The sequence below is a fragment of the Campylobacter insulaenigrae NCTC 12927 genome, from assembly GCF_000816185.1.
Lineage (GTDB): Bacteria > Campylobacterota > Campylobacteria > Campylobacterales > Campylobacteraceae > Campylobacter_D > Campylobacter_D insulaenigrae.
Window position 1 is genome coordinate 371,008 of the sequence record NZ_CP007770.1, and the last position, 16,085, is coordinate 387,092.

The following is a 16,085-nucleotide window of genomic DNA, read 5'->3' on the forward strand; positions in this document are numbered from 1 at the left end:
TTAAGCCTTTGCTACAAATACTGCCATATCTACTAAGCGGGAGGAATATCCCCATTCATTATCATACCAAGCAACGATTTTTACAAAGTCATCGCAAATTACTTGAGTTAAATCGCTTGCTACAATAGCACCATAAGAACAAGTGATAAAGTCACTAGAAACTCTTTCTTCATCGTCTACATGTAAAATGCCTTTTAAATTACTATTTGCAGCTTTTCTGAAGGCTTCATTGATTTCTTCTTTACTTACTTTTTGTTTCAAAGTTGCTGTTAAATCCACAGTTGATACGTCAGCTACAGGCACACGCATGCTTTGTCCATGTAATTTACCATCAAGTTCTGGCATGACAAGCTTCATTGCCTTAGCAGCCCCTGTTGATGTTGGGATTATATTTTGAGCAGCAGCACGAGATCTTCTCTTATCTCTTGCTTTTGCATCAATAATGCTTTGTCCATTTGTATAAGCGTGAATAGTAGTCATTAGACCTTTTTCTATACCAAAATTATCTTGTAAAACTCTACAAATTGGTCCTAGACAATTAGTAGTACAACTTGCATTTGAAATGATATTTTCACCTTTATATTCGTGTGCATTTACTCCTAAAACATAAGTTGGAGTTTTATCTTTAGCAGGAGCACTCATGATAACTTTTTGAACCCCATGTTCTAAAAATCCTTGACATTTTTCTAAAGTTAAATGAGCACCAGTACATTCTAAAATAATCTGTGCACCATATTTTGCAAAATCTAAATCTGCAACATTTCTACTTTTTAAAACTTTTATTTTTTTGTTATCGATGATTAAATCATCTCCTTCATTTTCAACACTACCATCATATACTCCATGAATGGTATCGTATTTAAAAAGGTATTTGGTAAGTTCTATATCAGTGGTATCATTGATTGCTACAAGTTCTATATCATCGCGTTTCATAATAATTCTTGCGACACATCTTCCAATACGTCCAAAGCCATTTATTGCAACTTTTACAGCCATTTTCATTTCCTTTTTATGATTAAGTCGCTAAGATTTTACTAAAAAAAGGTTAAAAATTTAATGAAAATTGCACTTTTTGGTGGTAGTTTTGATCCACCTCATTTAGGACATAATGCAGTTGTGCTTAATGCTTTAGATAATTTAGATATAGACAAATTAATTATAATGCCAACTTTTATAAATCCATTTAAAAGTAGTTTTGCTGCTGATGAAGTAAAGCGTTTGAAATGGGTAAAAACACTTTGGAAAAATTTGATTAAAGTTGAAATATGTGATTTTGAAATTAAAAAGCAAAGACCAGTTCCTAGTATAGAAAGTGTTGATTTTTTATATAAAAATTATCAAATAGAAAAATTTTATCTTATTTTAGGTGCTGATCATTTGCAAAATTTACATAAGTGGCATGAATATGATCGTTTAAAAAAAATGGTTGAATTTGTGATTGCAAAAAGAGATGATATATCTATACCTCAAGAATTCATAACTTTAGATACTAAAGTTGATATTTCTTCTTCTTTTATTAGAAAAACATTACAAACTACACAAGTTTGTGAGCAAATCAAAGAGGAAGTTAAGCTTTATTATTCTAAATTTCAAGATAAACAAAATTAAGGAAGTATATGCAAGAGAGAATTGATAACATAGTTAAAATTTTAGATGATAAAAAAGCTGACTTTATAGAAACTTTTGATATGCAAAATAAAGATTATTTTGTTAAATTTGTAGTAATTGCCACTACTATGGGGGAAAGGCACGCACTTTCTTTGTTAGATGATTTAAAAACTAATCTCAAAAATAAAGGGGAAGAATTTTTAAATATAGAAAGTAGTGAAGAATGGACAGCTATTGATCTAGGAGATATTTTGATCCATTTGATGAGTGAAAATTATAGACAAAAATATAATATAGAAGATTTTTTAAAAACATTAAATAAAGACAATAAATTTTAATTTATAAATTTATATTTCTGTAAGTTTTTTATTTAGTGTTTGGATAAATCCTTCAAAATTTGGAAGGTTCAAATTTTTTATTTTTCTTTGTTGTTTACCCCACATACTTTCTGGAAAAAATGCATCTTCTTTAAACCTTGCCATAACGTGGAAATGGACTCTAGGGACATAATTTGCAAATGAAGCAATATTGATTTTTTCAGGTTGATAATATTCTTTTAAACTAAGCTCGCTAGCTACAATAAATTTAAAAAGCATATTTTGTACAAAGTCAGGACAATCGCTTAATTCTTTATAATTTTCTTTGGTAAAAATTTTTATCCAAGGGATTTGTGAATCTTCTTTTTCTATGTATAAAATATCATTTTCATATATCATAATTTATTCCTCATAGACTAGGATATCCTAGTCTATAGAATTTTATTTTTTAGGACCTATCATTTTGGTAGGATCTACAAATTTAGCAAAATCTTCTTCACTAACTAAATTTAATTCCATGGCGCTTTCTTTCAATGAAATGCCTTTTTTATGAGCATTTTTTGCTACTTTTGCAGCATTTTCATAACCTATATGAGGATTTAAAGCAGTAACTAGCATTAAAGAATTATGAAGATTATAGTCAATTTTTTCTTTGTTTGGTTCTATACCTACTGCACAATGAATATTAAACGAATGCATAGCATCAGCTAATAGGTCAAGACTTTGTAAAAAATTATAAATAATTACAGGTTTAAAAACATTAAGTTCAAAATTTCCTTGACTTGCCGCAAAACCTATAGCAGCATCATTTCCCATAACTTGGACTGCAACCATTGTTAAGGCTTCGCACTGTGTTGGATTAACTTTACCAGGCATAATAGAGCTTCCAGGCTCATTTTCTGGAATGATTAATTCTCCAAGACCGCATCTAGGACCTGAAGCAAGCCATCTAATATCATTAGCTATTTTCATTAAATTTGCCGCTAAGCCTTTCATAGCTCCATGGGTAAAATTAATCGCATCATGACTAGTTAAAGCGTGAAATTTGTTTGGACTTGAAATAAATTTAGTACCTAGGAGTTTGCTTAATTCTTCACTTACTTTTTCACTAAGTTCTGGATGAGCATTTAATCCTGTGCCAACAGCAGTTCCGCCTATTGCAAGCTCTCTTAGAGTCGGCAAAGAAGCAATCAATTGTTCTTTTGAATGAAGCAGCATGGATAAGTATCCGCTAAATTCTTGTGCTAAAGTTAATGGAGTAGCGTCTTGAAGATGAGTTCTTCCTATTTTGATAATTCCTTCAAATTCTTTTACTTTCTTTTCAAAAGTCGCAATAAGTTCATCTAAAGCAGGGATAAGTTTTTTCTCTACTTGTTCAACCGAAACTATACTCATAGCAGTTGGGAAGGTGTCATTTGAGCTTTGGCTCATATTTACATGATCATTTGGATGAACAAGCTTTTCTTTTCTAAAATCTCCACCCATAATTTCTGTAGCACGATTTGCTATGACTTCATTCATATTCATATTACTTTGTGTGCCTGAACCTGTTTGCCATATTGCTAGTGGGAAATTATCGTCAAATTTTCCTGCTACGATTTCATCGCAAGCTTGAACAATAGCATTCTTTTTTGCATCATCTAATTTTCCAAGTTTATTATTTACCAATGCTAAAGATTTTTTAAGATTTGCAAAGGCATAAATTAAAACTTTTGGCATTTTTTCAGTACCAATTTTAAAATTTTCAAAACTTCTTTCAGTTTGAGCACCCCAATATTTATCATTAGGAACTTTAATCTCTCCCATAGTATCATGTTCAATTCTATATTCCATGATTATTCCTTAAAATTGAATTTAAAACCATATTTAAACGCAAAAAAACCTAAAATTAGCTTACAATTTTTAAAAATGTTATATAAATTTCATTTAAATGCGCAACAATAGCGTATTATCACTCAACAGTAACACTTTTAGCTAAATTTCTTGGCATATCTACATCATTACCCAATCTTATAGACACCTCAAGAGCTAAAAGTTGTAAAATAACCATCATTTCGAAAAATTCGCACATATAATGTTCTTGACTTGAAGTTTTTATAAAATCATCACTTAAGTCAAAATCAATAGGTGAAATAGCAAGCAAAGTAGAATCTCTAGCTGCAAGTTCTTCCACGTTTGATTTTGTTTTTTCATAAAGACAATTTTTCGGCATTAATGCCACTGTAAAAAGTTCGCTATCTGCTAAAGCTATAGGTCCATGTTTCATCTCTCCAGCAGGATATCCTTCTGCGTGTAAATAAGAAATTTCTTTTAACTTTAAAGCTCCTTCTAGGGCTAATGGATAAAATACATCTCTTCCTATAAAGAAAAATCCGTGACCATGTAAATATCTTTTTGAAATTCTATGAACTTTTTCATGTAAATTTTGATTTACTTTTACTATATTTGGTAAGCTTCTTAAAGCCTTAATTTCATGATTCATATCAAGTTTAGCTTTTTGTGCGAGATAAATAGCTAACATCCATAAAGTAGCAACTTGAGTAGCAAAAGCTTTAGTTGATGCTACACCTTTTTCGATTCCAGCTCTAGTAAGTAAGGAAATATCAGCTAATCGTACGATATTGGAATTATCTACATTGCATACTGCTAAGGTTTTAACTCCTTGAGCTTTTGCTATTTTTAAAGCTTCGAGTGTATCGGCAGTTTCTCCGCTTTGAGATATAACTATAAAAAGTGTATTTTTTCCTATAATAGCTTCTCTGTATCTAAATTCACTAGCAACCTCCACTTTAGTTTTAATTTTTGCTAATCTTTCAAATAAGTAAGCTCCACTTAAAGCAGCATGATAGCTAGTGCCGCAAGCACAAAGTGTAATTTCTTCTATGTTTTCTAATATTTTATCATTAATATCTTCAAAAACAACTTCATCACCTTGCAAGCGTCCCATTAATACTTCAGTTAAGACTCTACTTTGTTCATAAATTTCTTTTTCCATGAAAAATCTATATCCATCTTTTTGTGCAAAACTTTTATCTTGATTTAAAATAACAAAATTAGGTTGAATATGTGTTTGTTCATGGTATAACTTACATTCTTTTAAATTTACAAAGCCATAATCCCCATCTTCAAGATAAGCTACTTTATTTACTAAAGATACCAAAGGAGCATCACTTGAAGCAAAATAATACTCATCTTCATCATCGTTTTTACCTATAATCAAAGGTACGGCATTTTTGGCAAAATAAATAGTACTTGGATCTTTTTTGCTAATTAATAATATAGCATAAGCTCCTTTTAGTTCTTCAATAGTTTTTTTGAATGCATCAAAAGATGATAAAGTGGCTGCATAATATTCAAACAAATGCACAATAACTTCAGTATCTGTTTGACTTAAAAATGAAATTCCTTCTTTAGTAAGTTTTTCTTTTAGTTCTTGATAATTTTCTATGATTCCATTATGTATCACACACGAGTATTGTCCTAAATGCGGATGAGCATTAATCTCTGTTGGTTTGCCATGTGTTGCCCAGCGTGTATGTCCTATAGCTAAGCCAAAACCATCACTACTGAATTGACTTGTTTTATTAGCTAAGTTATCTAATTTTCCAACTGCTTTAAAAAAATCAAGCTCTCCTTCTTTCATCACAGCTATACCAGCACTGTCATAACCTCTATATTCTAATTCTTTTAATCCATCAAGGATGATTTTTTTCTTTTCTTTATTTCCTATATATCCTACAATCCCACACATTTCCTACTCACTTATTAATGATTTTAAAATTTTTTCCTTATAATTTTGCAAACTTTCGTTTTTATGCAAGATTAAAACATTTCTAGTTCTTTCCCTTATAGTTTGAATTTTAGCCGCACTTAAAATTACATCGTAGTTTGTTAATACTTCCATTACATAAGCCATTAAACCTTTTTGATCCTTTGTATTTAAGTTTATCTTAGCATAATTTTTAGAATAATCCATATCTAATTTTAATTCATCTTTTTTAATGTTTGGTTTTTTTACTTTTTTTTGTATCTTTGTATGTAATTTTGAATTTAATAAATTCTGAAGACTTTCTTTTTGTTCATCGCTTATAATATCAGAATATTCAAATTTAAGATATATTTTATCTTCAAATAATTCAAAAAATCCCATAAAAATCAAATTTAAAGAGCTTAAAGAATTTAATATATTCTCTAAATTATTATTTTTACTCACAATAACTTCTAAAACTAAATTTTCACTGTTGTCAAGCCAAAATGTAAAATTTTCTTTTTGTGCTATTTGAGTAATCTTGATAATTTTTTCAAAATTATTCTGGATAAAAAATAAATTAGATTTAATATGAATAATATTATTTTGAGTTTGCTCATCAAGATTTGCAAAAGCTTTACTTCTTTTTAAAATTTGTTCTTTTTTAACTCTTTTTTGACTTTCATCTATTAGATTCTCATCTTCAAAACCTTCTAAAGCATTTTGATATAAATTTTCTAAACTTTTATAATAAAAATTATTTTCTATACCCAAAGCTTTGGCGTTGCAAAAAGATAAAATATAAAGCATTTTTAAAGTATATGAATCGGTAAGTTTAGATATAAAATTCAATATTATAGTTTGATTGTAAATATCTTCTTTTTCTATAATATCTTTAAAAGCATTAAAATTTTTGAGTAATCTTATTCCAAGCTCTAAACTGTCATTATTGATGTTAAATTTACCAACATAAGCTCGATAAATATTTGCTAAAGATATTTCATTGTTTTCATTTATTGCGCTTAAAAGTATGGTTAATTTTAGCACCAATAAAATATCCGCATCTAAATCTTTATTTTCGTTTTTATTTTCAAAGTGATATAAACAAAGTAAAGCTCTATCTAAAGCGCTATACACCCCATCTTCTTCGAGTAAAAATTTACTTTGAATTAAGGGTTTGCAAAAGTCTTTTAAGATATTAGCATCTAATAATAATTTTAATATACTATAGGAATATTTACGCTTTAAGATGGCTTCAAAAAAATCTAAATTTTTTATATTGTTTTTTGAACGCTTGAGTGCAAAAATAAGGCTAATATCAAAATGATAATTTTTATCGTCTAATTTTAAAAGTACTGATAAAATTTCTTCTAAGTTTTTTTCGTTTTCATTATAAATAAAATAATCATTTTCTATAAATTCAAAATTTTGATTTTGTTTTTTTTGCATATTTCTTGCTAAAAAATGAGTATAAATTCCGCAAGTATGCATAGATTGAAGCGCTTTTTGAGTGAGTATAGAGTTAAGATTTAAATTTTTCTTTTCTTTTTTATGCATTAAATTTGCGAGATTTTGGGTGTTTTGTATTAAAAATATATTTGTATTTTTTCCCTCTAAAAGATTCATTGCACATTTTAATGAAAATAAAAAATCACTTGCTAATTTAAATTCACTCAATTCTTTTTCATTGATAAAATTTAACATATAGTTTTTTGGGCTATTTTTATATAAAATATTTAAATTTTCTATGTTTAATTGCTCATTAAGTCCCCCAAATTCTGTATTAATATCAAATTCTTGTTTTATTAAGATCTGTTCGAAAGGATTGAAATTTTTTAGAATTTTATAGCTAAAATCATTTTTAAATTCATTCTGTATTTGTGTAATTTTTTCTTTAATTTGTTTAAATAAAATCTTAGAACCGCAAATGAATCTATATTGTAAAATATCTTCTTTAAGTTCATTTTTTACTACATTGTGAAGCCCATTAAGCTCATAAATTTGGTAGTTTATATTAAGATTAATATCATTTAGAATTCCTAAAAAATTTTTCATTAGAGGTTTTATATTGTAAGCTTTGATATCTTTATATATTAAAAGCAGATCCACATTTTCTTTTATACTTAAATTCATCTTAGCATATTGTTTTATAGCCAAAATACATAAAGGAATTTTATCTTCATGTGGAAAAAAGTTATCAAAAAAATCATTTAAAATTAAATCGTATGTATCTTTTATAAAATGATCTATTTCCTTGGAATGATGATAACTAAAAGAACCTTGTTTTAAAAAAAGTCTTGAGCAGTATGCTTCATAATCTTTTAAAGAAATTTTTAATTTTTGAATTTTTTCTATATTGAGACTCAAAAAATATCCTTAAATATATTTTTTAAATCATACCACAATAATTTGTATGAAGTTTTAAGTAAATTAAAAATATAATTACATTTTAAATTTCAAAATTTTGGTTAAATGATGCAAACAATTATTCAAAAATTAGACAATGAAGAAAGATTAAATGAGAATGAAGCTAATAAACTTTGGGATTTTGATCTTTTTACTCTAGGAAAATACGCTCAAAAAATTCGTACTAAACTTCATGGGAAAAAAGTTTATTTTAATATTAATCGCCATATTAATCCTACTAATATTTGTGCTGATACTTGTAAATTTTGTGCTTTTTCAGCTCATAGGAAAAATCCAAATCCTTATACGATGACTCATGAACAAATTATGAATATTATTGATGAAACAGTGCAAAGAGACACTAAAGAGATTCATATTGTTTCAGCACATAATAAAAACACTTCTTGGGAATGGTATTTGGAAATTTTTAGAATGATCAAACAAAAATATCCATTTTTACACATTAAGGCTTTAACTGCTGCAGAAGTTGATTTTTTAAGTAGAGCTTTTAATATGAGTTATGAGCAAATTATAGAAAAGATGCTTGAATATGGTGTTGATTCTATGCCAGGCGGTGGAGCTGAAATTTTTGATGAAGAGATTCGTAAAAAAATTTGCCATGGTAAAGTTAGTAGTCAAAATTGGTTAAAAATTCATAAGCTTTGGCATGAAAAAGGTAGGCAAAGTAATGCAACTATGCTATTTGGTCATATTGAAGATAGAAAACATAGAACAAATCACATGATAAGATTAAGAGAACTTCAAGATCAAACTGGCGGTTTTAATGCTTTTATTCCTTTGGTGTGGCAACAAGACAATAGTTTTATTACAAATAAAAAACCATTAGGTTCAGTTGAAATTTTAAAGACACTTTCCATTGCAAGAATTGTACTTGATAATATTAAAAATATTAAAGCATATTGGGCTACTATGGGAATAAATTTGGCTATGGTTGCGCAAGATTTTGGAGCTAATGATTTAGATGGAACTATAGAAAAAGAAAGTATACAAAGTGCTGGTGGTGCAAAAAGTGCCAATGGTTTAAATTTAAAAACTTTTATAGAGTTGATACAAAGTTCAGGCTATGTTGCTATAGAGCGTGATAGTTTATATAACGAATTAAAAACTTATTAAGGAAGAAAATGGATTTTTTTAAACTCAAAGAACATAAAAGCGATATAAAAACAGAAATTTATGCAGGTATTGCTACTTTTTTAGCGATGATTTATATTATACCAGTGAATGCAAATATTATGAGTGCTTCAGGTATGCCTTTGGAAGCTTTAATTGTAGCAACAGCTTTGGTAACTATTTTTGCAACAGCTTTAAATGCTTTTGTTTCTAATACACCCGTAGCTATGAGTGTGGGTATGGGTTTGAATGCATATTTTACCTTTAGTGTTTGTAATACTTATCAAGTGCCTTGGCAAACAGCCTTAGGTGCGGTATTTTTATCTGGAATGATTTTTACCTTACTTTCTTTTACCAATTTTAGAATATGGGTTATTAGAAGTATTCCTAATGATCTAAGAAAAGCTATTTCGGCTGGTATTGGGACATTTATAGCTTTTATGGGACTTGTGCAAATGGGTGTGATTGTTAAAAGCGAGGCGACTTTAGTGAGTTTAGGAGATTTTTCAAGTTCTAATGTTTTATTTGGTATATTTGGTTTATTTTTGGTTTTTACATTTTGGGCTTGGCGAATTAAGGCAGCTTTTATTTTGGCAGTTTTTGTTAGTGCATTTTTTGCTTGGATTTTTGGTATAAACGGAGCTACTTTTCCAGAAAAAATTTTTTCTTTGCCTATTATTAATGGTGAAAATGGCTTGAGTGCTATATTTGGGAAACTTGATATCGTAGGAGCCTTAGAACTTAGTATGATACCTATTATATTAACTTTTTTTGTGACTCAGCTTTTTGATAGTGTGGGTACTATTACAGGTGTTGGCTCAAGAGGAAAAATTTTTGATGATCCTAAATTTGGTGAGAAAAAATTAGGTAAAACTTTAGGTGTTGATGCGACAAGCTCAGCCCTTGGTGCAATTGTTGGGACCTCTACAGTTACAGCATTTGTTGAAAGTTCAGCAGGAGTGGAAGCAGGTGGTAGAACAGGACTTACTGCATTAGTAACAGCAATTTGCTTTGTTTTAACTCTATTTTTACTTCCTGTATTTAAAGCTATTCCAGCAAATTCTATCTATCCTGTATTAGTTTTGGTAGGTGTGTTGATGTTTATGGAAGTTGCGAGTATTAATTTTAAAGATATAAGTATTGCAGCAAGTGCATTTTTTATTATTATCATGATGCCTTTAACTTATTCTATTACAACAGGTTTTGCTTTTGGTTTTGTTGTTTATTTATTTATGTGTCTTGTGCAGAGAGAATTTGCGCGAATTAATTTTGGTATAGTTGTTTTAAGTTTTATTTCTTTAGCCGTTTTTTTATTACAATTTATAGGACATTAAAATGTATTATTATTCTTATGAAGAATTTCAAAAAGAAATTATCCCTTTTACTCATAAAATTCAAAAAGAATTTAACCCAGATGTTTTGCTTGCTATCGCAAGAGGTGGTATGACTTTAGGGCATTTTTTAGCAGAAGGTTTAAATAATCGAAATTTATTTTCTCTAAATTCTATTCATTATAATGATACGCAAAAGCTAGATACGATTAAAATTTTTAACATACCAGATCTTAGTGCCTATAAAAAAATTCTTTTAGTAGATGATATTATCGATAGTGGTGAAACAATGATAGAAATTAAAAGAATTTTAATAGAACAATATCCACATTTAGAACTTAAAGTTGCTACAGTTTTTTATAAACCTTCAGCTTTATTGATTCCGGAATTTTGTATTAAAGAAGCTACAGAATGGATAAAATTCTTTTGGAGTATTGAAATTTAAATCAAACTAAGAATATTACGATATCCTTATAATATTCATTTTTGTTAAGAAAGGAGAAGATATGAGTTTAACAAGAAGAAAATTTTTAAAAGGTTTAGCTGCGACCTCAGCCATTGCTTCTACTAATCCTTTGATAGCTGCAACAAGTGGAACTAAATTCTATGACACTAAAAAAATTCCACATGCGACGCACTTTGGTGCATTTTTTGCAGATGTTAATTCAGAAGGTAAAATTACAAAAATTACTCCACAAAAATCTGATAAACATCCTTCTATTATCACAGATGCAATTATTGACAGAACTTATTCAGATACTAGAATCAAGTATCCATGCGTGAGAAAAAGTTTTTTAGAAGGTAAAAAAAGACCAAAATTAAGAGGCAAGGAGCCTTTTGTAAGAGTAAGTTGGGAAAAAGCTTTAGAATTAGTTTTAGAAAAATTAAAAGAAACTCCTATAGAAAATTTATTCAATGCAAGTTATGGTGCTTGGGGTCATGTTGGTTTGCTTCATAATTGTAATTCAGTTGCAGGTAGATTTTTTAATACTGCTTTAGGTGGTCACATAGGTACTGATGGTGAATATAGCAATGGTGCTGCTGGTAGAGTAAATGCAACTATAATGGGAGATTTAGAAGTTTATTCTTTGCAAACCGCCCATGAAGTAATTTTAGAAAATACTCAAGTTTATGTGTTATGGGGTGCTGATTTATATAAATGTAATCAAATTGATTTTAAAGTGGCAAATCGTGGTAATGACGAATACTATAAAAAATATAGTAAATCAAATATTAAATTCATTTCCATTGATCCTCAATACACTCAAACTGCGGAAATTTTAAATGCTCAGTGGATTAAAATTCGTCCAAATACAGATGTAGCTTTAATGCTTGGTATGATGAATTATCTTTATAAAAGTGGCAAATATGATAAAAAATTTATAGAAAAATATACCGATGGTTTTGATAAATTTTTACCATATCTACTTGGTCAAAGTGATGGTATTGAAAAAACTCCATCTTGGGCTGCAAATATTACAGGAGTTGATGAAAAAATTATTACAGCTTTGGCTGATACTTTTGTAAAAAATAGAACTTTCTTAGCTGGAAATTGGGCTATGCAAAGAGCTCATCACGGTGAGCAAGCTGATTGGACCTTGATAACATTAGCTTCTATGATAGGTCAAATAGGCTTACCAGGCGGAGGTTTTGGTTTTTCTATGCATTATTCAGGTGGAGGACAGGCTTTTTCAGGAGTAAGACTTCCAGTTGGATTACCGCAAGGTAAAAATAATCTCGATAGTAATATTCCAGCAAGTAGAATTTCAGAAGCTATTTTAAATCCAGGAAAAACTATTAAATTTAAAGGTAAGGAAATAACTTTTCCTAAAATAAAACTAATGTATGTGGTTGGTGCTTCAGTTTTAGGTCATCATCCAAATACTAATGAACTTATTAAAGCTTTAAGAACTCTTGATACTTTAATAGTGCATGAACCTTGGTGGACTCCTATGGCAAAAATGGCAGATATTGTATTGCCATCTACAACAACTTTAGAGAGAGATGATATTAGTTTTGGAGGGTCTTATTCTCAAGATTATGTATATGCTATGAAACAAGTTATACAGCCTTATTTTGAAAGTAGAAATGATTATGATATTTTTGAAGAATTGGCAAGAAAAATAGGTGAAAGAGAGCATAAAAAATTTACAGGTGGTAAAACAAAAGAGCAATGGCTTGAAGGTTTTTATGGAAGAAGCGATTGTCCTTATTATATGGAATTTGTAGATTTTTGGAAGCAAGGTTACGTGCATTTTGAAACACCAAAGGAAGCGTATAAATATGTAAGACATTCTGAATTTAGAGCAGATCCAGTAGCTAATAAACTTGCAACAGAAAGTGGAAAAATTCAAATTTATTCTCCTAAATTTGAAAAGTATAATCTTGAAGATTTTAAAGCTTGCCCGACATGGTTTGAACCAGCAGAATGGCTTGGTAATGAAAAATTAACTAAAAAATATCCTTTCCATTTATTAAGTCCACATCCAAGATATAGAGTGCATTCCCAGCTTGATAACACTTGGGTAAGAGATTTATATAAAATTCAAGGTAGAGAGCCTGTAGTGATTAATACTCAAGATGCAAAAAAACTTGGCATTAACCATGGTGATGTTGTAGAAGTTTATAATGACAGAGGATCTTTACTAGCAGGTGCTTTTGTAACAGATAATATTATGGAGGGTGTAATAAGTATTCAAGAAGGAGCTTGGTATGATCCTGAAGATGTAGATGATTCTATGCCAAGATGTAATGCAGGTCATGTCAATGTCTTGACAAGTTCAAGACCAACTTCTACTATGGCTCAAGCAACAAGTGTTAATACTTGCCTTGTAAATATTAAGAAATTAAATGAAGTGATTAAACCTTATAAATCAACCACACCGCCACAGATTATAGGAGCTTAAGATGAAAAAAATTATATTAACACTTACTTTATTAGCAAGTTCAATACTTGCTAAAGATATGTTTATTTATAGCGAAAAAGTAGATCTTTTAGATAGTGCTAGTAAAAAAGTTGTAGGACAAATTTATGAAGGTTCTAAGGTTGAACTTATTAAAGAAGAAGGTGAATATTCTTTGATTAAAGTAAAAGGTGAAGTAGTTGATACAAATCCAAAATCATTAGCATACACTAAAGATGGTATTTATCTTTTGCTAACTTTAGATTCCAAAAATGCTAGTAGTGAAATGGAATTCTTAGTAAAAAGTAAAGACTTAACCGATAAAGAAATAGATGCGTGGGATGAAATAGAACTTACGTATTATGATACTTGTACAAGTTGTCATGCGGCGCATAAACCAAAAGAACATTTAATGGAAGAGTGGGATGCTTATTTATCAGCTATGCAAGGTTTTGCAAAAATTAACGATGCAGAAAAAAACAGAATTTTAAGATTTTTGCAATCTCATGCTAGTAATGGACCTGTAAATCTTGATTAAATGAATGAAAAGGTATTTACTCGCATTTTTATTACTTGATTTTTGTGCTTTATTGTATGGTATAAGCACTTTATCTATTAGCTATAATGAAGCTAAAATTTTCTTTTATGATCATAGCTTGATTGCTATGATCTCTCGACTAGGTACAACTATTTTTGGACAAAATGATTATGGTTTGAGAATTCCTTTTGTTTTGCTTCATTCTTTTAGTTGTATTTTACTCTATCTTCTAGCTTTAAAATGCACCAAAACTTCTTTTGACGCATTAATGTCAGTGGTTCTTTTTATCTTATTACCAGGTAGTGTCGCTAGTGCACTTTTGATTAATGAATCTTCCATAGTTATATTTCTTACTCTTTTGATTTTAGTTTTATTTGAATATAAAAAAAATATATTATTTTATGTATTTTTAGTTTTTTCTTTAGTTATAGATGGAAAATTTGCTATTTTGTATTTAGCATTCTTTTTTTATGGTATTCACAAAAGAGATAAAATTTTAATTTTTAGTGCGTTAGTATTATTTGCCATTGCTATGAGTATTTATGGATTTGATGCAAGTGGCAAACCACAAGGTTATTTTTTAGATACTATAGGTATATTTGCTGCATGTTTTTCGCCATTAATATTTTTATATTTCTTTTATGTGATATATAAAATTCTTTTGCAAAAAGAAAAGCCTTTATTGTGGTTTGTGATAGCGACAACATTTATTTTTTGCTTATTATTTTCTTTGAGACAAAGACTATTTTTAGAAGATTTTTTACCATTTTGTGTAGTTTGCACTCCTCTTTTACTGCGTTATTTGATGTCTTCATATCGTTCAAGACTTCCGCAATTACGCATTAAGCACAATATCTTTATCGAATGTTCTTTAATTTTTTTGGTACTTTTTTATTTAGGTCTCATTTTTAATCATTCTTTTTATTATATTTTAAAATCTCCACAAAAACATTTTGCCTACAATTATCACATAGCCAAAGAATTAGCAAAAGTTTTGAAAGAAAATAATATTTTAGAAGTTCAAGCTAAAAAAGATTTAGCTTTAAGACTTAAATTTTATGGTATTCAAGAAGGAGAAAAACATCTTCTATATTCTGATAAACCAAGCAATATTGTAATTTCTCTACCTAGACATTCTTTATATTTTAAATTAAAATGAATAAGGCATTTACTCTTATAGAATTAATTTTAGTTTGTATGATACTTTCTTTAGTTTTTTCTATAGCTTATTTTTATGTAAAACCTAATTATCTACATCTTGGCGTAGAGCAAATTTTAAACGATATTAAATACACCAAACATTTAGCTTTAATGCAAAACGATTTTAGAACTAAAGATTTTAGTATCGCCAAAAGAGAATGGTTTAAAGCTAAATGGCAATTGTATTTTATTAAATCACAACTAGCTACTAATAACGAACAAACCTATACTATATTTTTAGATAAAAATGGAGATGGAAATGCCAATCTTGGCAAAAATATAATAAATAAAGATAGAGAAATAGCTATAGATTTATTAAACCCTAATCTTTTAATGAATTCAGGCCAAAGTGGAGTCATCACGCAAGCTAATACTAAAGCAAATTCAAAATATAATATAGAAAAAAGCTATGGTATTTCAAAAGTATTATTTGAAGGTTCTTGTAAAGGTAGCACTCGTTTGGTTTTTGATAGTTTTGGTCGCTTGTATTCTCCTTTAAAAAATTCTTCAAGAATTTATGATAAATTACTCAACTTTAAAAATGATTGCATTATAAGATTATCAAATAAAGAAGAAAAACATATTTGTATTTTGATAAACTCAAAAACTTCATATGCTTATATACCTAAGTTTGAAAGTGATGATAAGCAATATTTCTCATTAAATGGTAGATATATTACTTGCGATAAATTATAAATTTCTTGTTGTTTCTATACATTAACTTTCAAAGAGCATAATTACGATTGTAAAAGCAAACATTCATAGATAACTCCTTAGTTTTTAAAGACCTAGTGTTTTTACTAGGTCTTTAAAAATATTTTTTTAAGTTTTCATTTAAATTTTTTATCTTTTTAATACCATTTTGAGATATCAAGTGTCAAGATTGCTATTTTGACTATTGTA

Annotated in this window: 14 protein-coding genes; 9 read left to right on the forward strand and 5 right to left on the reverse strand. The window is 28.7% G+C overall.

All coding sequences use genetic code 11. From position 1 onward, the window contains the following. Positions 1 to 996 (reverse strand): type I glyceraldehyde-3-phosphate dehydrogenase, encoded by a 996-nt coding sequence (gene gap, locus CINS_RS02005; RefSeq protein WP_039649420.1) that lies wholly within the window; start codon positions 994 to 996, stop codon positions 1 to 3. Between the two features lie 60 nt (positions 997 to 1,056). On the opposite strand from gap, the gene nadD reads away from it, so the two are divergent. Both nadD and rsfS read left to right on the forward strand, forming a co-directional pair. Beyond that, complete coding sequence (nadD, locus tag CINS_RS02010) at positions 1,057 to 1,608, forward strand: nicotinate (nicotinamide) nucleotide adenylyltransferase (RefSeq protein WP_039649422.1); 552 nt, start codon at positions 1,057 to 1,059, stop codon at positions 1,606 to 1,608. 8 nt (positions 1,609 to 1,616) lie between these two features. Continuing rightward, positions 1,617 to 1,946 carry a ribosome silencing factor gene (rsfS, locus tag CINS_RS02015; protein ID WP_039649424.1) on the forward strand — a complete coding sequence of 110 codons (330 nt, stop codon included), beginning with the start codon at positions 1,617 to 1,619 and terminating at the stop codon, positions 1,944 to 1,946. A gap of 9 nt (positions 1,947 to 1,955) precedes the next feature. On the opposite strand, the gene CINS_RS02020 is transcribed toward rsfS, so the two are convergent. The 4 genes from CINS_RS02020 to CINS_RS02035 all read right to left on the reverse strand — a co-directional run bounded on the left by CINS_RS02020 (position 1,956) and on the right by CINS_RS02035 (position 7,806). Next, positions 1,956 to 2,324 (reverse strand): HIT family protein, encoded by a 369-nt coding sequence (locus tag CINS_RS02020; protein ID WP_039649426.1) that lies wholly within the window; start codon positions 2,322 to 2,324, stop codon positions 1,956 to 1,958. 42 nt (positions 2,325 to 2,366) lie between these two features. After that, entirely contained in the window at positions 2,367 to 3,758 is a 1,392-nt protein-coding gene (gene fumC, locus CINS_RS02025) for a class II fumarate hydratase (RefSeq protein ID WP_039649427.1), read from the reverse strand. 118 nt (positions 3,759 to 3,876) lie between these two features. Further along, complete coding sequence (glmS, locus tag CINS_RS02030; protein WP_039649428.1) at positions 3,877 to 5,676, reverse strand: glutamine--fructose-6-phosphate transaminase (isomerizing); 1,800 nt, start codon at positions 5,674 to 5,676, stop codon at positions 3,877 to 3,879. Positions 5,677 to 5,679: 3 nt separating this feature from the next. Continuing rightward, positions 5,680 to 7,806: an ACT domain-containing protein gene (locus CINS_RS02035; RefSeq protein ID WP_232012965.1), complete on the reverse strand. Its 2,127-nt coding sequence runs from the start codon at positions 7,804 to 7,806 to the stop codon at positions 5,680 to 5,682. A 342-nt stretch (positions 7,807 to 8,148) separates the two neighbouring features. Between CINS_RS02035 and mqnE the strand changes: the two genes are divergently transcribed. From mqnE to CINS_RS02070, 7 genes are all read left to right on the forward strand, one after another. Further along, positions 8,149 to 9,213 (forward strand): aminofutalosine synthase MqnE, encoded by a 1,065-nt coding sequence (gene mqnE, locus CINS_RS02040; RefSeq protein WP_039649429.1) that lies wholly within the window; start codon positions 8,149 to 8,151, stop codon positions 9,211 to 9,213. An 8-nt stretch (positions 9,214 to 9,221) separates the two neighbouring features. Next, positions 9,222 to 10,544, forward strand: coding sequence for an NCS2 family permease (locus CINS_RS02045; RefSeq protein WP_039649430.1), 1,323 nt, complete (start codon positions 9,222 to 9,224; stop codon positions 10,542 to 10,544). Position 10,545: 1 nt separating this feature from the next. Then, on the forward strand, positions 10,546 to 10,986 hold the full coding sequence (locus CINS_RS02050) for a phosphoribosyltransferase (protein WP_039649431.1): 441 nt from the start codon (positions 10,546 to 10,548) through the stop codon (positions 10,984 to 10,986). A gap of 61 nt (positions 10,987 to 11,047) precedes the next feature. After that, a complete protein-coding gene (locus CINS_RS02055; RefSeq protein ID WP_039649432.1) occupies positions 11,048 to 13,447 on the forward strand; it encodes a molybdopterin guanine dinucleotide-containing S/N-oxide reductase in 2,400 nt (799 codons plus the stop codon). 1 nt (position 13,448) lies between these two features. Beyond that, a complete protein-coding gene (locus CINS_RS02060; protein WP_039649434.1) occupies positions 13,449 to 13,982 on the forward strand; it encodes a monoheme c-type cytochrome in 534 nt (177 codons plus the stop codon). Between the two features lie 4 nt (positions 13,983 to 13,986). Continuing rightward, entirely contained in the window at positions 13,987 to 15,141 is a 1,155-nt protein-coding gene (locus CINS_RS02065) for a membrane protein (RefSeq protein ID WP_039649436.1), read from the forward strand. After that, positions 15,138 to 15,878, forward strand: coding sequence for a pilus assembly FimT family protein (locus CINS_RS02070; protein ID WP_039649438.1), 741 nt, complete (start codon positions 15,138 to 15,140; stop codon positions 15,876 to 15,878). The genes CINS_RS02065 and CINS_RS02070 overlap by 4 nt, the downstream gene beginning before the upstream one ends. The last annotated feature ends 207 nt before the right edge of the window (positions 15,879 to 16,085 follow it).